Source organism: Kitasatospora sp. NPDC004531 (genome assembly GCF_053602195.1).
On the sequence record NZ_JBSGDD010000053.1, the window covers coordinates 1 to 19,742 of the forward strand.

Annotated in this window: 17 protein-coding genes and 1 riboswitch; of the genes, 5 read left to right on the plus strand and 12 right to left on the minus strand. The window is 73.4% G+C overall.

All coding sequences use genetic code 11. From position 1 onward, the window contains the following. From ACWEMJ_RS21150 to ACWEMJ_RS21160, 3 genes are all read right to left on the minus strand, one after another. On the minus strand, positions 1 to 1,402 hold a 1,402-nt coding region (locus ACWEMJ_RS21150; protein WP_452138661.1), incomplete at its 3' end, for an ATP-binding protein. 44 nt (positions 1,403 to 1,446) lie between these two features. Then, on the minus strand, positions 1,447 to 2,994 hold the full coding sequence (locus ACWEMJ_RS21155) for a cobyric acid synthase (RefSeq protein ID WP_452138621.1): 1,548 nt from the start codon (positions 2,992 to 2,994) through the stop codon (positions 1,447 to 1,449). A 199-nt stretch (positions 2,995 to 3,193) separates the two neighbouring features. Beyond that, the gene (locus ACWEMJ_RS21160) at positions 3,194 to 4,138 is read right to left on the minus strand and encodes a cobalamin biosynthesis protein (RefSeq protein WP_452138622.1); all 945 of its coding nucleotides are present in this window, start codon (positions 4,136 to 4,138) and stop codon (positions 3,194 to 3,196) included. Between the two features lie 31 nt (positions 4,139 to 4,169). Next, positions 4,170 to 4,299, minus strand: a riboswitch (cobalamin riboswitch). A gap of 141 nt (positions 4,300 to 4,440) precedes the next feature. On the opposite strand from ACWEMJ_RS21160, the gene ACWEMJ_RS21165 reads away from it, so the two are divergent. Beyond that, the gene (locus ACWEMJ_RS21165) at positions 4,441 to 4,935 is read left to right on the plus strand and encodes a hypothetical protein (RefSeq protein WP_452138623.1); all 495 of its coding nucleotides are present in this window, start codon (positions 4,441 to 4,443) and stop codon (positions 4,933 to 4,935) included. Between the two features lies 1 nt (position 4,936). Here ACWEMJ_RS21165 and ACWEMJ_RS21170 read toward each other — a convergent pair whose 3' ends face one another. Beyond that, a complete protein-coding gene (locus ACWEMJ_RS21170) occupies positions 4,937 to 5,227 on the minus strand; it encodes a hypothetical protein (protein WP_452138624.1) in 291 nt (96 codons plus the stop codon). Positions 5,228 to 5,356: 129 nt separating this feature from the next. Here ACWEMJ_RS21170 and ACWEMJ_RS21175 point away from each other — a divergent pair, with 129 nt between their 5' ends. From ACWEMJ_RS21175 to ACWEMJ_RS21190, 4 genes are all read left to right on the plus strand, one after another. Further along, a complete protein-coding gene (locus tag ACWEMJ_RS21175; protein WP_452138625.1) occupies positions 5,357 to 5,992 on the plus strand; it encodes an RNA polymerase sigma factor in 636 nt (211 codons plus the stop codon). Beyond that, positions 5,989 to 7,044 (plus strand): CU044_5270 family protein, encoded by a 1,056-nt coding sequence (locus ACWEMJ_RS21180; protein WP_452138626.1) that lies wholly within the window; start codon positions 5,989 to 5,991, stop codon positions 7,042 to 7,044. The genes ACWEMJ_RS21175 and ACWEMJ_RS21180 overlap by 4 nt, the downstream gene beginning before the upstream one ends. Before the next feature lie 182 nt (positions 7,045 to 7,226). Next, positions 7,227 to 8,345: an alpha/beta hydrolase gene (locus ACWEMJ_RS21185; protein WP_452138627.1), complete on the plus strand. Its 1,119-nt coding sequence runs from the start codon at positions 7,227 to 7,229 to the stop codon at positions 8,343 to 8,345. 364 nt (positions 8,346 to 8,709) lie between these two features. Further along, positions 8,710 to 10,047 carry a hypothetical protein gene (locus ACWEMJ_RS21190; RefSeq protein WP_452138628.1) on the plus strand — a complete coding sequence of 446 codons (1,338 nt, stop codon included), beginning with the start codon at positions 8,710 to 8,712 and terminating at the stop codon, positions 10,045 to 10,047. A gap of 60 nt (positions 10,048 to 10,107) precedes the next feature. Here the strand turns inward: ACWEMJ_RS21190 and ACWEMJ_RS21195 are convergent, their stop codons facing one another. From ACWEMJ_RS21195 to ACWEMJ_RS21230, 8 genes are all read right to left on the minus strand, one after another. Next, positions 10,108 to 10,986, minus strand: a complete 879-nt coding sequence (locus ACWEMJ_RS21195) for a CDP-alcohol phosphatidyltransferase family protein (protein ID WP_452138629.1) — start codon at positions 10,984 to 10,986, stop codon at positions 10,108 to 10,110. Continuing rightward, positions 10,973 to 11,650: a phosphatidylserine decarboxylase gene (locus ACWEMJ_RS21200; protein WP_400303007.1), complete on the minus strand. Its 678-nt coding sequence runs from the start codon at positions 11,648 to 11,650 to the stop codon at positions 10,973 to 10,975. Before ACWEMJ_RS21200 ends, ACWEMJ_RS21195 begins: the two co-directional genes overlap by 14 nt. A gap of 435 nt (positions 11,651 to 12,085) precedes the next feature. Further along, positions 12,086 to 13,288 (minus strand): acyl-CoA dehydrogenase family protein, encoded by a 1,203-nt coding sequence (locus tag ACWEMJ_RS21205; RefSeq protein WP_452138630.1) that lies wholly within the window; start codon positions 13,286 to 13,288, stop codon positions 12,086 to 12,088. A 136-nt stretch (positions 13,289 to 13,424) separates the two neighbouring features. Further along, a complete protein-coding gene (locus ACWEMJ_RS21210) occupies positions 13,425 to 13,922 on the minus strand; it encodes a MaoC family dehydratase (protein WP_452138631.1) in 498 nt (165 codons plus the stop codon). A 4-nt stretch (positions 13,923 to 13,926) separates the two neighbouring features. Continuing rightward, positions 13,927 to 14,886, minus strand: a complete 960-nt coding sequence (locus tag ACWEMJ_RS21215) for an HpcH/HpaI aldolase/citrate lyase family protein (RefSeq protein ID WP_452138632.1) — start codon at positions 14,884 to 14,886, stop codon at positions 13,927 to 13,929. A 21-nt stretch (positions 14,887 to 14,907) separates the two neighbouring features. Further along, a complete protein-coding gene (locus ACWEMJ_RS21220) occupies positions 14,908 to 16,932 on the minus strand; it encodes a protein meaA (protein WP_452138633.1) in 2,025 nt (674 codons plus the stop codon). Beyond that, a complete protein-coding gene (gene ccrA / locus ACWEMJ_RS21225; RefSeq protein ID WP_452138634.1) occupies positions 16,932 to 18,302 on the minus strand; it encodes a crotonyl-CoA carboxylase/reductase in 1,371 nt (456 codons plus the stop codon). Before ccrA ends, ACWEMJ_RS21220 begins: the two co-directional genes overlap by 1 nt. Before the next feature lie 366 nt (positions 18,303 to 18,668). Beyond that, positions 18,669 to 19,580 carry a TetR family transcriptional regulator gene (locus tag ACWEMJ_RS21230; RefSeq protein ID WP_452138635.1) on the minus strand — a complete coding sequence of 304 codons (912 nt, stop codon included), beginning with the start codon at positions 19,578 to 19,580 and terminating at the stop codon, positions 18,669 to 18,671. Positions 19,581 to 19,742: the final 162 nt, after the last annotated feature.

A 19,742-nucleotide genomic window follows, 5' to 3' on the forward strand; every position in this document is an offset into this window, starting at 1 on the left:
AGATCGGCGTGAACGCGGCGGAGGCGGCCTGCAGCAGGAACACCGCCAGGTAGACCTGCCAGACCTCGGTGACGAACGGCAGCCGCCCCTGCGGGCGGCGGGCCCGGATCGTGTGCCCCGCGTCGGTCTCGGCGGGGGAGCGGCGACCCTGCGCGCCACGACCGGTGCCGTCCACCTTGAACAGCCGTGTCCGGTAAGGCCGTTCGGCCGCGACGGGCGACGACTCCGGTGCCCCGCCCGGTCGTTGCTGCGGCGGCACCGCGTGCTGCTCCGAACTCTCGGGCGCGGCAGGCCCGTTGGGCTCCGACGGTGCGGCAGGGCGGTCGGGCTCCGACGGCGCGGGCGAACCGCCACCGCCGTCCGGCCCGCCGCCCGGCCCGTCGTCGTCCGGCCCGCCGCCGCCCTCCGGCCCCTGCGGGTCCTGCGGCTCCTGGTGCTCGGCCAGCGTCCGGTCCAGCTGCTCCTGGTCCAGCCCCGGCGCGTCGAACGGGTTGCGCCGCCGCCGGTGCGGCAACGCCAGCTGCGCGGCCTTCCGGACGTCCTCCTCCAGCACCTCGGTGCGCCCCGCCCAGGCGGCCAGCGCCACCGCCGTGCGCGCCATCACGATGTCCGCGCGCAGACCGTCCACCTCGAACGCCGCGCACACGGCGGTGATCTGACGGAGCGCCAGGTCGGACAGCTCGACGCTCGGCAGCAACTCCCGTGCAGCGCCGATCCGTTCCGCCAGCGCCCGCTCCGCCTCGTCCCAACTCGCCGCGAAGCCGACGGGGTCGGCGTCGTACGCGAGCCGCCGGCGCACCACCTCGGCGCGCTCGTCCGCGTCCCGGGTGGCGGCGATCTCCACCGTCAGGCCGAACCGGTCCAGCAACTGCGGCCGCAGCTCGCCCTCCTCCGGGTTCATCGTCCCCACCAGCAGGAACCGCGCCGCGTGCCGCACCGACACGCCCTCGCGCTCCACGTACGAACGCCCCATCGCCGCCGCGTCCAGCAGCAGGTCCACCAGGTGGTCCTGCAGCAGGTTCACCTCGTCGATGTACAGCACGCCCCGGTGCGCCTTCGCCAACAGCCCCGGCTCGTACGCCTTCACGCCCTCCGCGAGCGCCCGCTCCAGGTCCAGCGAGCCGACCACCCGGTCCTCGGAGACGCCCACCGGCAGCTCCACCAGGAACGCCGGACGCTCCACCGCCCCGCCGCCGGCGTGCGGCCCGTCCGGGCACTGCGGGTCCGGCGACGCCGGATCGCACGCGAACCGGCAGCCCGCCACCGTCGCGATCGACGGCAGCAGCCCCGCCAGCGCGCGCACCATCGTCGACTTCGCGGTGCCCTTCTCGCCCCGCACCAGCACCCCGCCCACCGCCGGCGACACCGCGTTCAGCAGCAGCCCCAGCCGCAGGTCGTCCATGCCCACGATCGCCGTGAACGGGTAACGGACATCGGTCGGTCCACTCACTTCGCACTCCCCATCTCCACCGGAGCCGGCGCCCCGGGCGGCACGAACGGCAGCCCCGCCGGCGCCCCGTTCTCGATCAGCTTCCACAACGCGTCCGTGTCGGCGTGCTCCGCCACCAAGTCGCCCAACGCGTCGAGCCGTTGCTCCCGCGCCGCCGCGAACGAGGTGTCCGGCGCCGGCACGAACGCCCGCCCCGCCGCCCGGGCCGCCTCGGCCAGGAACACCCGCCGGAACGCGTCGTTCTCCAACACCCCGTGCCAGGTCGTCCCCCACACCGGCCCCACCCGGCACCCGTCCAGCGCGGCCCCCTCGCCATCGGTGACGAACGCCTCCCCGCCGTCCACCGTCACCACCCCGTGGTGGATCTCGTACCCCGCCACCCGCTCACCGAGCGCCACCCCCGTCGGACGGGCCAGCACCTTCTCGGCCCCGAACACCACCCGGGTCGGCAACAGCCCCAGACCGTCCACCGCCCCCGCCCGCGACTCCACCTCGTCCACGATCTCCCGCCCCAGCATCTGGTAGCCGCCGCACACCCCCAGCACCGGCAACCCCGCCGCGACCCGCCGCCGCAACGGCTCTTCAAGGCCCTGCCCCCGCAGCCAGGCGAGATCCGCGACCGTCGCCCGGGTACCCGGCAGCACCACCAGGTCCGCGTCCGCCAGATCCTCCGGACGGGTCGCCCAGCGCACCAGCACCCCCGGCTCCTGCGCCAACGCGTCCACGTCGGTGAAGTTCGACAACCGCGGGAAGCGCACCACCGCGACCCGCAGCACCTCCGCCCCCACCGGCCCGCCCGCCGCCGGACGCTGCGCCACCGACGCCAGGTCCAGCGAATCCTCCGCGTCCAGCCACAGCCCCTGGAGCATCGGGAACGTCCCCAGCACCGGACGCCCCGTCAACTCCCGCAGCATCTCCAACCCGGGCGCGAGCAGCCGCGCGTCACCCCGGAACTTGTTCACGAACCAGCCCGCGACGAGCGACTGGTCGTCGGCCGAGAGCAGCGCGAGCGTCCCGAACATCGACGCGAACACCCCGCCGCGGTCGATGTCCCCGACCACCACCACCGGCAGCCGGGCCGCCGAGGCCAAACCCATGTTCGCGATGTCCCGGTCCCGCAGATTGATCTCCGCCGGCGAACCCGCGCCCTCGCACACCACCACGTCGAACCGCGACCGCAGATCGGCCAGGCACTCCAACGACCGCTCAAGCAGCACCGGCTTGCGGTCCCGGTAGTCCAGCGCCCCCACCTCCGCCACGGCGCGCCCCATCAGCACCACCTGGCTCCGCCCGTCCGCCCCCGGCTTCAACAGCACCGGGTTCATCGCCGCCTCCGGCTCCACCCCCGCCGCCTGCGCCTGCATCGCCTGCGCCCGCCCGATCTCCGCCCCGTCGGCCGTCACGAACGAATTCAGCGACATGTTCTGCGCCTTGAACGGAGCCACCCGCACCCCCTGCCGCCACAACCACCGGCAGATACCCGCCGTCACCACACTCTTCCCGGCATCCGACGTCGTCCCGGCCACCAACAACGCACCACTCACAGACAGCCACCTTCGGAGGAGAAGAGAAGAGAAGAAACCGGGGGCGCAGCAGGCGCGGGAGGGCGAGAGACCAGGGGCGCGGGGAACTGCGCGAAGCGGAAGGCGGCACGCCGAAACCGCCGCACGCCGCAGCCACTTGCACCGCCGACGGCCCCGCTGGCGGGTGCGGGAGACGGACCTCCTGCCCCGTCGGGCGAACTCACTTCCGCCCGGCCCGCCCGAGCGCCAGCCACCTCGCGCCGGCGGTGACCGCCAGGGCCAGCACGCCGACCCGGCGGGAGAGCCGGCAGGCGCGTTCGATGTCGCGGGTCGCCACCGGAGGCTGGCCCGCGCCCAGCACCGGGCGGTGTTCGACCCGTTCGCCGTAGCGCAGGGTGCCGCCCAGTTGGACGCCGAGGGCACCGGCGAACGCGGCCTCGGCCTGGCCGGCGTTCGGGCTGGGGTGGGCGGAGCCGTCCCGCCGCCACACCCGCCAGGCCCGCCCGGGCGCGTCCGACGCGGCGACCGTCAGCAGCGCCGTCAGCCGCGCCCCGGGCCACCCGGCGACGTCGTCCAGCCGCGCGGACGCCCAGCCGAACCGGCGGTGCCGGGCGGACTTGTGACCCACCATCGCGTCCAGCGTGTTCACGGCCCGGAACGCCAGCAGCCCGGGGACGCCCGCCACTCCGCCCCACACCAGCGCGTTGACGACCGCGTCAGCGGTGTTCTCCGCGACGGACTCCACCACCGCCCGCGCGATCTGCTGCTCGTCCAGCCCGGACGGGTCCCGCCCGCACAGGTGCGGCAGCCGCTCCCGCGCGGCCGTCAGGTCACCGGCGGCGAGCGACCGTCCGATCGTCCGGGCCTCCCGGGTGAGCGACGTGCCGCCGAGGACGGTGAACGTCGCGGCGGCCGTCAACGCGGCCTCGGCGAGCGGAGCGCGACGGACGGCCCGCGCGGCCGACGTCGCACCCACGGCCACCGTGCCCACGGCGATCGCCGTGAACGCGGCCCCCGCCCCGCGGTGGTCGCGCCACAGCCGGCGCTCCAGCCGGCCCGCGGCGGTGCCGAACAGCGCGACGGGGTGTCCGCGCCGGGGGTCTCCGAGCCGGGCGTCCGCGAGATACCCCGCGACCGCGCCCACCAGGTACGGGGCAGCCCGCATGGCGTTGTGTCCTCACTCAGGGTCCGCGCCCTGGATCGACGGAACGGGGGCCAGAGTCTCCTGACTTCCGGTCACCCCCGCGCGGGGTGTCCGGTCACAGTGGCGGGACCGCGCCGGACTCGCACCGGCTTCCTCTGCTTGCCTCCGTTTGGCCCGAAGATCCCACCACGCCCCGTTCCGACCAGTCAACCGAGCCACCGGAGGGCTTGGTCACACCCGGGGGCCGAGGTCGGACGGCCTCCGCCGGGCCCTATGCTGCTGGCCGAGCCCGGACGGACGGGCAGGACACCGGGGGAGACACCGTGCGACAACTGGTCCGGCGGGCCGCATCGGCCGTCGCGGCGGCGGCCGCGCTGGCGGCGCTCCCGGGGTGCGCGGCGCCGGGCCGCGCCGTCGCCGGGATCTCGGTGACCGAGGACGGCCGCCCGCTGGGCGTCCTGATGGTCTGCGACCACCGCATCGATGGGGCGACCCTCTCCACCAGCGAGGGCAGCCACCGGGAGGACGTCGGCCGCTGGAGCGCCCGCACCGCCCTGCGGCCCGGGCTGACCACCTGGGCCCTGGACGCCCCCGCCGAGGGCTGGGAGACCGAGCGCCCGCTCGCCCCGCTGGAGGCCCGGACCACCTACCTCCTCGACGGCTGGACCGAGGACGACTCCTCGACCTCGACGCACGTCGACTTCACCCCGGAGGACCTGGCGCAGCTCACCCCGGGACAGGTCCGCTACTACGGCCCCACCGCCACGCTCACCGTCCCCGTCGCGGAGTTCGAAGCCACGGCCTGCCGGACGCACTGAGCTACGCCTCGGCCCCGCCCGCCCGGCGCAGCGCGTCCAGCGTCAGCTCCCCGCGCGCGTACGCCGCGAACTCCCGGAACCGGTCGGCGAGTTCGGTCTCCGCCCGGTCCTCCGCGCGGCGCACCACCGCCTCCAGCACGTACACCAGCCGGCTGCCCCGCCCGTACCGGGGGCCGTCGCCCATGGTGCGCACCGCCCAGTCGATCCGCCGCCGGACGCCCGCCTCCACGGCCGACCCCCGTTCCGCCTCGACCAGGGACAGCAGTGCCGCACTCGACCGGTAGCCCGTCATCGCCCCACCGTACGGACGGCCCATGACAGCGGGGGCCCGAACTGCCGCGCCGAGCAGCCCGGTTCGGCGCCGCCCCGGCCGGTGACCCGGGTCACGGGAACCGGCGCCCGCGAGCGGACAAGGCATGACGTGAACCATCCACACTCCCGGCTGCGGGCCGGGAACCCCGAAGCGTTCCGCGACCTGTTCCGGGACCACTCCTCGCTGGTGTACCGCCACGCCGTGCGCGTGACCGGGAACTGGGCGCTGGCCGAGGACGTGGTCTCGCTGACCTTCCTGGAGGCCTGGCGTCTGCGCGGGAAACTCCGCGACGAGGGCGACAGCCCGCGCCCCTGGCTGATGGGCATCGCCGTGAACGTGCTGCGCAACACGACCCGCGCCGCCCGCCGCCACAGCGCGGCCATGTCCCGGATGCCCGCCGCCGACGTGGTCCCCGACTTCGCGGACGAACTCGTCGGCCGGATGGCCGACTCCGAGGAACTCGCGGCCGCCCGCAAGGCCCTCGCCCGCCTGCGGCGCTCCGAACGCGAGGTGTTCGCGCTGTGCGTCTGGTCCGGGCTCGGCTACGCCGAAGCGGCGGCCGGCCTCGGCGTGCCCGTCGGCACCGTCCGCTCGCGCCTGTCCCGCGCCCGCACCCGCCTGCGCAAGCTCGCGGACGAGGAACTGCGCGCCGCGAAGAAGAACCCGGAACCCCTCCCGGTCCCCGGACAAGTACAGGGCAGCCGCGACACCGCGGCCCGGCCGCACAAGGAGACGCACCGATGATCCGCAACCCGCGTCGGCGCGGCGAACCGCTCGACCACGCGGAACTCGCCCGCCTCCTGCCCGCACCGGCCGACCCCCGCCTGGCGGCCGACCGCCGGCACCTGTTGGAGGAGCACCTGATGAACGAGATCCACCGGTCCGACACCGCGACGGCCCCCGCCCCGGCCCGCCGCCCGCTGCGCCGCGCCGTCCTGATCGCGGCGCCGGTCGCCGCCGCCGCGGCCCTCGCCCTGGTCGTCTCGCTGGCCGGCTCGCCCGGCGGCACGGCGGTGGCGGCGCCGCGGCCGGTCCCGGCGCCGGTCGTGCAGATCGAGGAGGGCAGCACCGTCCGACTCGCCTCCACCGTCCAGGAGATCGCCGCCGCCGCGAGCACCAGCCCCGCGCCCAGGCCCGGACCGGGCCAGTACATCTACATCAAGAGCCGGGTGTCCTTCCAGGCCTCCAGCCACAACGGGGACACCGGCGAGTCCAGGACCTGGGTCCAGCCGCTGCACGACCGCGAGGTGTGGAAGTCCCCCGACGGCACCAAGGGCCGGCTGGACGAGCCGGGCTACCAGGCCGAGGGCGGCGTCGAGCTGGGCAGCGACGATCCCCGCAAGGAGCTGACCTACGCCTGGCTCGCGGCCCAGCCCGCCGACCCCGACGCGCTGCTGAAGTTCGCCTACTCGACGGCGAACACCCCCAGGGACCGCGACCAGCAGGCGTTCAACGCGATCGGCGACGTCATCCGCGAGCAGCTGGTGCCCTCCGACCTCGCCGCCGCGCTGTACGAGGCGGCCGGCCGGATCCCCGGCGTGGTGGTGGTCGAGCACGCGCAGGACGCCGCCGACCGCGACGGGATCGCCCTGGCGCGCCTGGACCCGCAGACCGGCGAGCGGTCCGAGTGGATCTTCGACCGGACCAGCCACCAGTACCTCGGCAGCCGCGGCGTGCAGGTCCGCGAGGTCGGCGGCATCAAGCCCGGCACCGTCGTGGAGCGCACCGCCATCGTCGGCCGCGCGGTCGTCGACGCCGACAAGCAGCGCCCCGGCACCGGGCAGGCCAACGCCTGACGGCCCCACCGGCGGCGACCGCCCGCCGCCCGCCGCCCCGCCCCGGACGTCCGCGGCGGGGCGTTCGCGTCCCGCCCCGCCGGGCCCCGGGCGTCACCCCCAGCGGGTCCCCGATTCGCCGAGCGGCCCGCGGGCGGTTGCACTGGAGGAGCCACAGGACCGTCAGTACCCGGGAGGCCGCCATGCGTTGGGGAACCGCCGCTGTTGTCGCAGCTGCTGCCGCAGGGACGGGGGCCGCGGCGTTCCTGCTGGTGGGGCGGCGGGTGTCGGGCCGGGTGGTGCAGCCGTGGACGGTGGAGCCGCCGTCGCCGCCGCCGGTGACGGTGCTGGAGCTGGGGCCGGGCCGGGTGACGCTGACGGCGACGGAGGACACCGCCCGGCGGGGGCACTACGCGCTGGAGTGGGGTGAGGTCGGCCACGCGGTGGTCGGCGAGGTGCTGGAGTCCGGCGGCGGGCGGGTGACCCGCCGCCTGGAGCGGGCGGAGAGCGGGACGCTCGCCGTCGGCACCGAGGTGCGGGTGACCGCCCGGGTGCTGCTCGGCGATCCGCGCAGCGCGCTCGGGCTGGACTTCTCCGGCACGGCGGTGGCCGGCGAGCTCGGCGCGTTCCCGGCCTGGCACACCGCGGGCATCCGCGGGACGTGGGCGGTGCTGATCCACGGCGCGGCCGCCGACCGTTCGCAGGCGCTGCCGGTGCTGCCGCTGCTGCACGCGCTGAGGATGCCCACGCTCACCGTCACCTACCGGGGGGACGAGGGCGCCCCGGCGTCCCCGGACGGGCTCGGGCACTTCGGCGAGACCGAGTGGCAGGACGTGGACGCGGCGATCCGCACCGCGCTCGACCAGGGCGCGGGGAAGGTGGTGCTGTTCGGCTGGTCGATGGGCGCGACCATCGCCCTGCACACGGCCGCCCGCTCCGCCCTGCGCGGCCGGATCGCGGGGCTGGTGCTGGACTCGCCGGTGCTGGACTGGCCGGAGTCGGTGCGCCGGGCCGGCGCCCGCGCCGGGGCGTCCCCGATGCTCGCCGAGCTCGGCGCCCTCGCCGCGCAGGGCCGCACCGGCGTGGACCTGGCCGACTTCGCCCGGATCGCCTCGGGCGCCGACCTGCCCGCCCCGGTGCTGCTGCTGCAGAGCCCGGACGACCCGATCAGCCCGTGGGCGGCCGCCGGGCGGCTCGCGGCGGAGCGCGCGGACCTGGTGAGCCTGCACCCGGTGCCACAGGCGCAGCACGCCGCGCTGTGGAACGCCGATCCGGCGGGGTACACGGAGGCGGTGCGCCGCTTCCTGGTCCCGCTGCTGTGAGCGGCCGGCGGGAACCGGAAGCGGGCCCGCCGCGTCCTCATCTCGGGTGATGACGGTCTGCGACATGTTCATGACGCAAAGCGGAGTGCTTCGTCCCGCTTTGCCACAGCTTGTCCGTCCCTCGTTCGAACGGTTCGGACAATGCGTCGAGACAGCCCGGCAGTCGATGTGACAGAAGGCCCGTACAAGGGGAAGACTGCACGGCGTGACGTCTCGGAACCCGCGCGACCGTGATGCCCCGCACCCGCCCCGCCGCATCGGTGCGACGGTGACCCGTCTGCCCGGAACGGCCGTCGGGCGTGCGGAGGGCACCGTACCCGCAGCCAACCGCCGCCGGGTACCCGCCAAGCCCGGACGGGGCCGAGTGCCCGTCCCGGACGGCTTTCCCGCACCCGCCGAACTCGCCCCGCTGGCCCGTCGGATGCTCGCCGACGCGGTCCGCGTCGCCCGCTGGGCCGGCGAGCTCACCGAGGTCGACAAGCGCGGCGAGCTCCTCCCGGAGGACGCCCGCGCCGCCGGCCGCGCCCTCGCCATGACGGTCGGCGCCGCCGCCAACGCCTGGGGCCAGGCGCTGCTGGTCGGCCTGGTCGAGCTCCGCGACGGCGGCGCCGGCCCCGGCTGGCGGCTGCACGCCTGGGAACGCGACGACGAGGCGGTGATCCGCGGCTGGTCGGCGCTGTTCGACGCCTGGACGCTGCTCGCCCCGGTGCCGCCCGCCGCGCTGCGCGGGGTGTTCGCCCAGCTGGCCGGCCAGGCCGTCGACCAGGCCCCGCAGCTGCTGTCCTTCCTGCACCTGGTGGACGGGCCGGTCGCCGACAGCGAGCTGCTCGAACTGCTCCGCCGCGGCCTGGACGAGCGCCGGCTCGGCCCGGGCAGCGGCACCTTCCCGCTGTCCCCGGTCCCGCACGCCGCCTCGGCGGTCTCCGCCGTCCGCGGCACCTGCCGGGAGCCGCAGATCGACACCCCGCACGCGCCCGCCGACGTGGCCGCCGTACTGGACTGGATGCTGGACGGCCTGGCCGCCGTCGGCGCGCTGTCCCGCCGGGACGAGGCCGCCGAGCTGTCCCCGCTCGGCCACTGGGCGGTGCGCGCCAAGCTGGAGGAGATCTGCACCGTCGCGCAGACCGCCGCCGGGCACATCGAGCAGAGCGCGCTCGAACTGCTCAGCGCCTGCGCCGACTACAGCCCCGGCCCGGCCCGCGCCGAGTTCCGGGCCTGGGTCGCCGCCCGTCCCGCCGACCGGGCCGTCGCCGAACTGCTGGAGGCCGCCCGGGGCGAGGACGCACTGGTGCGGGGCCTGGCGTTCGAGGCGCTGCGGGTGGTGGCCGGCTCCACCGCCGAGCAGGGCGTCCGGGCCGCCGTCGAGGAGGCCGTGCTGCGGCCCTACGCGCTGCTCTGGCTGGCCGAACAGCTGGACGAGGGGGGCGCCTCCCCGGCGGACGTGCTGGGCGCGGAGGACGCCGCCTGGCTGTGGGTGGACACCGCGGCCGCCGTCCTCGACCACGGCGAGACCGAGCTGCTGGTCGGCCACGTCGAGGGCGCCTCGGCGGGCGAGCCGGTCCGCCTGTTCCACCGCGCCCGCCAGTCCGGCCACCCGCGCGCCGCGAGCGTCCTGACGGCCGTCGCCTCCGTCCACCCGGACCCGGCGGTGGCCCGCGCCGCCCGCCGCAGCGCCTTCTCGGTCCACACCGGCGGGGCGTGAGCTCCCGGTGACGCGAAAGCCCCCCGCTCGGATCGAGCGGGGGGCTTCCTGCTGTGCGGGTCAGCCGCGGTTCTCCGCGCGGCGGGCGCGGACCACGCCCACCTTCTCGCCGACCTTGCGGCGGATGACCAGCAGCGGCGCCATCGCGGCCAGCGCGATCTGGGCCAGCGCCCCGATGTGCATCAGCGTGTCGCCGCCGGGCAGGCCCGCCGCCCAGGCCGCCAGGCAGCCGATGGAGACCACGATCCAGGCCACCGTCGCGGTGGCCAGCAGGCCCTGCGGCTTCGGGTACTCGATCCGGCTGACCATCAGGTAGGCCACGCCGAAGATCAGCATCAGGCCGGGGACGAACGGCGGGTCGAGCAGCACGATCGCGATGACGGTCATGGCGCCCATCGGGCACGGCATGCCCTGGAAGATCCCCGGCCGCATCTTGACGGCCGAGAACCGGGCGAGCCGCAGCACCACCGCCAGCAGCACGGTCAGCGCGATGAACGCCGAGAACTGCTGGTTGGAGCCGGAGGAGACCAGGCCCCACACCGCGACGAAGTACGCCGGCGCGATGCCGAAGCTGATCAGGTCGGCGAGGTTGTCGAGCTCGGCGCCGAGCGCGGAGGAGCGCAGCTTGCGCGCCACCAGGCCGTCGAAGAGGTCGCACATCGCGCCGATCAGCAGCAGCGTGACGACGGTGGCCGCGCTGTGCTTGACCGGGGCGTTCGACTCACCGGTGAGGTGCGGCATCAGGATGCCGGTGGTGGTCGAGTAGATCGCCAGGAAGCCGCAGACGGCGTTTCCCAGCGTCAGGAAGTCGGCGGTGGACAGGTGCTGGGGGGAGCGGGGCGCGCGCAGTTCGCGGTCCCGCGCCCAGCGGCGGCGGCGCAGGTCGGTGGATTCCTCGTCACCGAGGCCCACGAGGGTCTCCGGATCAGTCACGGTCAAGGCGAGTCACCCCGGCGGTGGTCTTCTGGCCGACCGTGACGCCGACCTCGACGCCCGCCGGCAGGTAGGTGTCGACGCGGGAGCCGAAGCGGATCAGGCCGACCCGCTCGCCCTGCTCGACCTTGGTGCCGGCGTCCATGTAGGGGACGATGCGGCGGGCGACGGCGCCCGCGATCTGCACCATCTCGATGTCGCCGAGCTCGGTGTCGAAGTGCCACACGACGCGCTCGTTGCGGTCGCTGTCCTTGTTGAACGCCGGGACGAATCCACCGGCGATGTGCTCGACCGACGTCACGGTGCCGGGCAGCGGCGCGCGGTTGACGTGGACGTTGAGCGGGCTCATGAAGATCGCGACGCGGGTGCGGCCGTCCGGCCACTCGTCGATCGATTGGACCACGCCGTCGGCCGGGGAGATCACTCTGCCGGCGCCGATCTCACGCTCGGGGTCGCGGAAGAACCACAGCATGCCCGCGCTGAGCGCGCAGGCCGGCACGGCCGCCAGGGCCCACTTGCCGGAACGCCGGGTGAGGGCGGTCGTCACGGCGGCGGTGGCCAGCGTGGGAACGAACCAGGGGGTGGCACCGCGCGCGATGGTGACGCGGGGACGCCGACCCTCGGGGGCGAATCCCTGGGCGGAGGTGTGAGAGGACGGGCTGATGGGCATCGAGGACCTTTAGTCGCGGGCCCCGCGCGGGGACACAGAATGGCCCCTGGACGAGGGCCACCGCGGGGATCGAGTTGTCTGGGACGGCTGCTGTCCCGGTGGATGCTATCGGGACCTGCCGGTATCTGGGCAAGCCGCCTGCTAGTGGAACTACGCCTGCCTGCCGAGTCGTGCACCTGCTATGTGTACGACCGTAACCGGACCGGGTGCGGTTCCCCAAGAGGTCCCGGGTCACGGGTGATTCACGTCTCAGCGACACGCCGGTCACGGGCCGTGCACGGAAGCGGCCGCCCGGCGCGCACCTGGGGAAACGCGCCTGGCGACCGCTCCGAGTGCCGTGCCCGCCCTGGTCCGACTGACCAGGCCGGGGGCGGGCACGGTCGGGACGGCGGCGGGCCCGCACGCCCGCTTCCCGACCCGATATAGGGGAGTGCCTCAGTCGGCGAGCCGGTACTCCTCCAGCAGGCGACGTCCCACGATCATCTTCTGGATCTCCGCCGTACCTTCACCGATCAGCAGCATTGGGGCCTCCCGGTACAGCCGCTCGATCTCGTACTCCTTGGAGAAGCCGTAGCCGCCGTGGATCCGGAAGGAGTCCTCGACGACCTCCTTGCAGTACTCGGAGGCCAGGTACTTGGCCATGCCGGCCTCCAGGTCGTTGCGCTGCCCGCTGTCCTTCTTGCGGGCGGCCATCACCATCATCTGGTGCGCGGCCTCGACCTTGGTGGCCATCTCGGCGAGCTTGAACTGGATCGCCTGGTGCTCGGCGATCTTCTTGCCGAAGGTGGTGCGCTGCTGGGCGTAGGCGATGCCCAGCTCGAACGCCCGGCGGGCGACGCCGCAGCCGCGCGCGGCCACGTTGACCCGGCCGACCTCGACGCCGTCCATCATCTGGTAGAAGCCCTTGCCGGGGACGCCGCCCAGGATCCGGTCCGCCGGGACGCGGACGTCCTGGAGCACCAGCTCGGTGGTGTCGACGCCCTTGTAGCCCATCTTCTCGATCTTGCCGGGCACGGTGAGGCCGGGGACGGTCTCGTTCGGCCCGAAGCCCGGGGTCTTCTCGATCAGGAAGGTGGTCATGTTCTTGTAGGGCGTGCTGCCGCCCTCGTCGGTCTTGCACAGCACCGCGACGACGGACGAGGTGCCGCCGTTGGTCAGCCACATCTTCTGGCCGTTCAGGACGTAGAAGTCTCCGTCCTTGACGCCCTTGGTGGAGATCGCGGAGACGTCGGAGCCCAGGCCCGGCTCGGACATCGAGAAGGCGCCGCGCAGCTCGCCGGCCGCCATCTTCGGCAGGAAGTAGTCCTTCTGCTCCTGGGTGCCGTGCGCGTTGATCATGTGCGCGACGATGAAGTGCGTGTTGACGATGCCGGAGACCGACATCCAGCCGCGGGCGATCTCCTCCACCACCAGGGCGTAGGTGAGCAGTGACTCGCCGAGGCCGCCGAACTCCTCGGGGATGGTCAGCCCGAACAGGCCGAGCTGCTTCATGCCCTCGACGATGGCGGTCGGGTACTCGTCCTTGTGCTCCAGCTCGGTCGCGACCGGGATGATCTCCTTGTCGACGAACTCCCGCACGGTGGCGAGGATGTCCCGCTGGATCTCGGTGAGGCCGTCGGTCTGTGCGAGGCGTCCCATCGTGCGGCTCCGTGAATGCTCAAGAGGGTTGGGGGTGAGGGGGCCCCGCGGCGCGTGGCTGCCGCGAGGCCCCCGGTACCGGGTGGGGGCTGGGCCGATGACGGCGGCCCGCCCGTCCGGGGCCTTGGAAGGGGTGTCAGGCGAGCGGCTCGGGGCGCCCGGGCTGGTCGCCGCCGCGCTCCTTCAGGTACTGCTCGGTCGGCACCATCACCTTGCGGCGGAAGACGCAGACCACGGTGCCGTCCTGCTTGTAGCCCTTGGTCTCGACGTACACGATGCCGCGGTCCGGCTTCGAGGTGGGGTTCTTGTCGAGGACGGTGGTCTCGCCGTAGATGGTGTCGCCGTGGAAGGTCGGCGCGATGTGCCGCAGCGACTCGACCTCCAGGTTGGCGAGCGCCTTCCCGGAGACGTCCTCGACGCTCATGCCCAGCAGCAGCGAGTAGATGTAGTTGCCGACCACGACGTTCCGGCCCTGCACGGTGGTGGTCGCGTAGTTGGCGTCCATGTGCAGCGGGTGGTGGTTCATGGTCAGCAGGCAGAAGAGATGGTCGTCGTACTCGGTGACGGTCTTCCCGGGCCAGTGCTTGTAGACGGCGCCGACCTCGAACTCCTCGTAGGTGCGTCCGAACTGCATGGCGTCAGGCCTCCGGGATCTCGAACTTGGTGGTGCGCTGCATGCCCGCGGCGCGGCCCTTGCCGGCGATGACCAGGGCCATCTTGCGGCTGGCCTCGTCGATCATCTCGTCGCCGAGCATCGCCGAGCCCTTGGCGCCGCCCGCCTCGGAGGTGCACCAGTCGTAGGCGTCGAGGATCAGCTCGGCGTGGTCGTAGTCCTCCTGGCCGGGCGAGTAGATCTCGTTGGCGGCGGCGACCTGGTCCGGGTGCAGCACCCACTTGCCGTCGAAGCCGAGGGCGGCCGAGCGGCGGGCGACCTCGCGGTAGCCGTCCTGGTTGCGGATCTGCAGGTAGGGGCCGTCGATGGCCTGCAGGTCGTTGGCGCGGGCGGCCATCAGGATGCGCATCAGGATGTAGTGGTAGGCGTCGGCGCCGTAGCCGGGCGGCTGCTCGCCGACCACCAGGGACTTCATGTTGATGGAGGCCATGAAGTCGGCCGGGCCGAAGATGATGGTCTCCAGGCGCGGCGAGGCGGCGGCGATCGCGTCGACGTTGATCAGGCCCTTGGCGTTCTCGATCTGCGCCTCGATGCCGATCTTGCCGACCTCCAGGCCGACGGTCTTCTCGATCTGGGTGAGCAGCAGGTCCAGCGCGATCACCTGCTGGGCGTCCTGCACCTTGGGCAGCATGATGCAGTCCAGGTTCTGCCCGGCGCCCTCGACCACGGTGATCACGTCGCGGTAGGTCCAGTGCGTGGTCCAGTCGTTGACCCGCACGACGCGGGTCTTGCCGCCCCAGTCGCCGTTGTTCAGGGCGTCCACGATGGTGTGGCGGGCGCTCTCCTTGACCAGCGGGGCGCAGGCGTCCTCCAGGTCCAGGAAGACCTGGTCGGCGGGCAGGCCCTGGGCCTTCTCCAGGAAGCGCGGGTTGCTGCCCGGCACGGCCAGGCAGGAACGGCGCGGACGGAGGCGGTTCACAGACATTGAGAGGGGTTTCCTTCCGGGTCAGCTGGTCGCGGCGGTGGTCGCGGCCCACGGCTGAAGCCTGTTGGCCAGCCGGATCTCGTCCACGATCCGGCCGATGATGGTGGTGATGCCGAAGTCCTTGGGTGTGAACACGGCGGCGACCCCGGCGGCCCTGAGGACCTCGGCGTCCGCTGCGGGGATGATTCCACCCACGATCACCGGCACATCCTCCACCCCGGCCCGGTCCAACCGCTGTATGACGTCGGGCACAAGCTCCGGGTGCGCGCCGGACAGGATGGACAGGCCCACGCAGTGCACGTCCTCGGCGACGGCGGCCGAGACGATCTGCTCGGGCGTCAGGCGGATGCCCTGGTAGACCACCTCGAAGCCGGCGTCGCGGGCCCGGACGGCGATCTGCTCGGCGCCGTTGGAGTGCCCGTCCAGGCCGGGCTTGCCGACCAGCAGGCGGAGCTTGCCGGCGCCGAGCTCGGCGGCGGTGGCGGCCACGGCCTCGCGGACGGCGGCGAGTTCGCCGCCCGGCTCGGCGGCGACCGCGACCGGCGCGCCGCCCACCCCGGTGGGGGCGCGGTACTCGCCGAACACCTCGCGCAGCGCGAACGACCACTCGCCGGTGGTGGCGCCGGCCCGGGCGCAGTCCAGGGTGGCCGCCATCAGGTTCTGCTCGGTGGCCGCCACCTCCTTCAGCCGGGCCAGCGCGGCCCGCACCGCGGCCTCGTCCCGACTGCCGCGCCAGGCCTCCAGGTTGGCCAGCACGGAACGCTCGGACGCCGGGTCGACCACCATGATGGCGGTGTCCAGGTCGGCGGTGAGCGGGCTGTCCTCGGTGGTGTCGAAGCAGTTGACGCCGACGATCCGGTCCTCGCCGGCCTCGATCCGGGCCCGCCGGGCGGCGTGCGAGGCCACCAGGTTGGACTTCAGGTAGCCGGACTCGACGGCCGGGATCACCCCGCCCATCTCCAGCACCTTGGCGATCTCCGCCTCCGCGCCGGCCAGCAGCTCCTCGGTCTTCGCCTCGACCACGTGCGAGCCGTTGAACAGGTCGCCGTACTCCAGCAGGTCCGACTCGTACGCCAGCACCTGCTGGATGCGCAGCGACCACTGCTGGTCCCACGGCCGCGGCAGGCCCAACGCCTCGTTCCAGGCCGGGAGTTGGACGGCCCGCGCGCGGGCGTCCTTGGACAGCGTGACGGCCAGCATCTCCAGCACGATGCGCTGGACGTTGTTCTCCGGCTGCGCCTCGGTCAGGCCCAGCGAGTTGACCTGCACGCCGTAGCGGAAGCGCCGCTGCTTGGCGTCCTCGATGCCGTAGCGCTCGCGGGTGACCTTCTCCCACAGCCGGTTGAAGGCCCGCATCTTGCACATCTCCTCGACGAAGCGGACGCCCGCGTTGACGAAGAAGGAGATCCGGCCGACCACCTCGCCCATCCGCTCCGCCGGGACCTGCCCGGAGTCGCGGACGGCGTCGAGGACGGCGATCGCGGTGCACATCGAGTAGGCGATCTCCTGGACCGGGGTGGCCCCGGCCTCCTGCAGGTGGTAGCTGCAGATGTTGATCGGGTTCCACTTCGGGATGTGCGCCACCGTGTAGGCGATCATGTCGGTGATCAGCCGCACCGACGGGCCGGGCGGGAAGACGTGCGTCCCGCGCGACAGGTACTCCTTGACGATGTCGTTCTGGGTGGTGCCGGTCAGCTTGGCGATGTCCGCGCCCTGCTCCTCCGCGACCACCTGGTACAGCGCCAGCAGCCACATGGCGGTGGCGTTGATGGTCATCGAGGTGTTGGTGCGCTCCAGCGGGATCCCGTCGAACAGGGTCCGCATGTCGCCCAGGTGCCCGACCGGCACGCCGACCCGGCCGACCTCGCCGCGGGCGAGGACGTGGTCGGAGTCGTAGCCGGTCTGGGTCGGCAGGTCGAAGGCCACCGACAGGCCGGTCTGCCCCTTGGCGAGGTTGCGCCGGTACAGCGCGTTGGAGTCGCTCGCGGTGGAGTGGCCGGCGTAGGTGCGCATCAGCCAGGGGCGGTCGCGTTCCTGAGCGCTCATCAGATGTCCCGGCTGCGCTTGTTGTTCCGCTCGTCGAGCTCGCGGAAAAGGTTGATCTTGTCGAGGTGCTTGGCGCGGAGCTCGTGGTCGCGCACGCCCAGGCCCTCCTCGGGCGCCAGGCAGAGCACGCCGACCTTGCCCTGGTGCTTGTTGTGGTGCACGTCCAGCGCCGCCTGCCCGGTCTCCTCCAGGGAGTAGACCTTGGAGACGGTCGGGTGGATCTTGCCCTTGGCGATCAGGCGGTTGGCCTCGAACGCCTCGCGGTAGTTGGCGAAGTGCGAGCCGACGATGCGCTTGAGCGACATCCACAGGTAGCGGTTGTCGTACTGGTGCATGTAGCCGGAGGTGGAGGCGCAGGTGACGATGGTGCCGCCCTTGCGGGTGACGTAGACGGACGCGCCGAAGGTCTCGCGGCCCGGGTGCTCGAAGACGATGTCGACGTCCTCGCCGCCGGTGAACTCGCGGATCTTCGCGCCCAGCCGCTTCCACTCGCGGGGGTCCTGGTTGTTCTCGTCCTTCCAGAACCGGTAGCCCTCGGCGGACCGGTCGATGATCGCCTCGGCGCCCATGGCCCGGCAGACATCGGCCTTGGCGTCGTTGGAGACCACGCAGATCGGGGTGGCGCCGCCGGCCAGCGCGTACTGGGTGGCGTACGAGCCGAGGCCGCCGCTGGCGCCCCAGATCAGCACGTTGTCCCCTTGCTTCATGCCCGCGCCGTTGCGCGAGACCAGCTGGCGGTACGCGGTGGAGTTGACCAGGCCCGGGGAGGCGGCCTCCTCCCAGGTGAGGTGCTTGGGCTTGGGCAGCAGCTGGTTGGTCTTCACCAGCGCGAGCTGGGCCAGGCCGCCGAAGTTGGTCTCGAAGCCCCAGATGCGCTGCTCCGGGTCCATCATCGTGTCGTTGTGGCCGTCGGGGGACTCCAGCTCGACCGACAGGCAGTGCGCGACCACCTCGTCGCCGGGCTGCCAGGCGTTGACGCCCGCGCCGGTGCGCAGCACCACGCCCGCCAGGTCGGAGCCGACCACGTGGTACGGCAGGTCGTGGCGCTTGGTCAGCGGGGAGAGCCGGCCGTAGCGCTCCAGGAAGGAGAAGGTGGAGACCGGCTCGAAGATCGAGCTCCACACGGTGTTGTAGTTGACGGCGCTGGCCATCACGGCGACCAGGGCCTCGCCCGGGCCGACCTCGGGCAGCGCGACGTCGTCCAGGTGGAGCGACTTGCGCGGGTCCTTGTCGCGGCTGGCGAGGCCGGCGAACATCTGCTCCTCGTCCTTGTGGAGCGTCACGGCCCGGTAGGACTCGGGCAGCGCGAGGCCCGCGTAGTCGGCGGACGTGGCGTCGCCACTGAGGATCGCGTCGAGAATTTCCTGCATGGCTGCCTCCGAAGGCGTACCTGTGCGAGGGACACAGGGCGTCTGGGGGAGCCGGGAGCGGACACCGGCTTCGCTGAGGGTCTGAGGGCGGGTACTGCGGTGGTGCGACGAAGGGGTGGAGTCGCGGGTGCGCGTCCCCCAGGTGGGGGGACACCGGAGACGGCGCGCCGAGGTGGGGAGCCGCGGCGCCGCGACCGGTGGCAACAAGGTAGTGGCACCCTGTGCCACTCGTAAAGACACGGGGTGCCAACTTCTGGCGTGAGCCAGAACACGCCCCCGCGGGGGTTTCCGGAAACGCCCGAAGGCCCGTTCCCGAAACCGGGAACGGGCCTTCGAATCAGCTGCTACCTGCTGAATCCGCCTGGATTACACGGGGCTTCGGCCCGCCAGCGCGGCCCGGATCGAATCCACCACGGTCTCCAGCGGGGCGTCCGTGCGGGCCACTGTGATCAGCACCTCACCGCCCGGGCTGGCACTCAGTGCGCTCACGGCAGCGGAGTCCTCCGGCAGCACTCCGTCACCATTGGCACCGGGTGCCAGGGTGGTGCCGCGGCGGCGGGCGCCGCTCGGCGGGGTCGGCCAGAACGTCCCCCGGATCACCTCGAAGGAGTGGTCGAGCTGCGCCTCCACGTCGCCGTGCCCGCCGGCCCGCAGCCAGCGCCGCAGCACGTGGTTGTGCGCCGCGACCACCGCCGCCGCCGAGACCTCGGCCAGCATCGAGTCGTCGTCCCCGCCGCGCTGCCAGCCCGGCGGAGTCTGCTCGGCCGCGTCGAAACGGCCCAGCAGGTACCGGGTGAACAGCCGCTCGTACCGGGACACCACCGCGATCTCCCGCTCGCGCAACGCCGGTACCTGGCGGATCAGTTGGTAGCGGGCCACCGACATGTCCGGGGTGGAGGCGTACATCCGCAGCACCTCCTTGATGCCCCGGCACACCACGTCCAGCGGGTGCTCCTCCGGCTCGGCGCTCGCCAGCAGGTCGGCCACCCGCACCAGGGTGTCGTCGTGGTCCGGGAAGATCGCCTCCTCCTTCGACCGGAAGTACCGGAAGAAGGTCCGCCGGGCCACCCCGGCCGCGGCCGCGATCTGGTCGACCGTCGTCTCCTCGTACCCCTGGGTGGCGAACAGCTGCATCGCCGCCGCCGTGAGGTCCTGGCGCATCTGCAGCCGCTGGGCGGCGGCCCGGCGGCTGCCCGCCCCGGACTCCACCCCCGACCGCGACTGGTCCGGCCCGGCGGCCGAAATCTGCTGCTGGGAGGGCGAGGTCTGGCGATCCATGTCCGGAACGCTACACGCACCCGGCGGCGCCCCCGCCGGCCTGGCCCTGCGCACCGGTGCCGAAGGCGGCACCACGGCGGGCCGGGGCCACCGCGAGGACACCGCCCCCGCACCCCAAGGAGGCTGCCGCACAGCCGGGTTGACGCCCCCGGCGGACGACGG

What these genes read in the sequence shown, in the direction of transcription:
- ccrA (WP_452138634.1), bottom strand. Translation starts at nt 18,302, where the DNA reads ATGCAGGAAATTCTCGACGCGATCCTCAGTGGCGACGCCACGTCCGCC.
- ACWEMJ_RS21170 (WP_452138624.1), bottom strand. Translation starts at nt 5,227, where the DNA reads ATGACGGGCTACCGGTCGAGTGCGGCACTGCTGTCCCTGGTCGAGGCG.
- ACWEMJ_RS21185 (WP_452138627.1), top strand. Translation starts at nt 7,227, where the DNA reads ATGCGTTGGGGAACCGCCGCTGTTGTCGCAGCTGCTGCCGCAGGGACG.
- ACWEMJ_RS21220 (WP_452138633.1), bottom strand. Translation starts at nt 16,932, where the DNA reads ATGAGCGCTCAGGAACGCGACCGCCCCTGGCTGATGCGCACCTACGCC.
- ACWEMJ_RS21160 (WP_452138622.1), bottom strand. Translation starts at nt 4,138, where the DNA reads ATGCGGGCTGCCCCGTACCTGGTGGGCGCGGTCGCGGGGTATCTCGCG.
- ACWEMJ_RS21180 (WP_452138626.1), top strand. Translation starts at nt 5,989, where the DNA reads ATGATCCGCAACCCGCGTCGGCGCGGCGAACCGCTCGACCACGCGGAA.
- ACWEMJ_RS21210 (WP_452138631.1), bottom strand. Translation starts at nt 13,922, where the DNA reads ATGCAGTTCGGACGCACCTACGAGGAGTTCGAGGTCGGCGCCGTCTAC.
- ACWEMJ_RS21205 (WP_452138630.1), bottom strand. Translation starts at nt 13,288, where the DNA reads ATGGGACGCCTCGCACAGACCGACGGCCTCACCGAGATCCAGCGGGAC.
- ACWEMJ_RS21215 (WP_452138632.1), bottom strand. Translation starts at nt 14,886, where the DNA reads ATGTCTGTGAACCGCCTCCGTCCGCGCCGTTCCTGCCTGGCCGTGCCG.
- ACWEMJ_RS21230 (WP_452138635.1), bottom strand. Translation starts at nt 19,580, where the DNA reads ATGGATCGCCAGACCTCGCCCTCCCAGCAGCAGATTTCGGCCGCCGGG.
- ACWEMJ_RS21200 (WP_400303007.1), bottom strand. Translation starts at nt 11,650, where the DNA reads ATGCCCATCAGCCCGTCCTCTCACACCTCCGCCCAGGGATTCGCCCCC.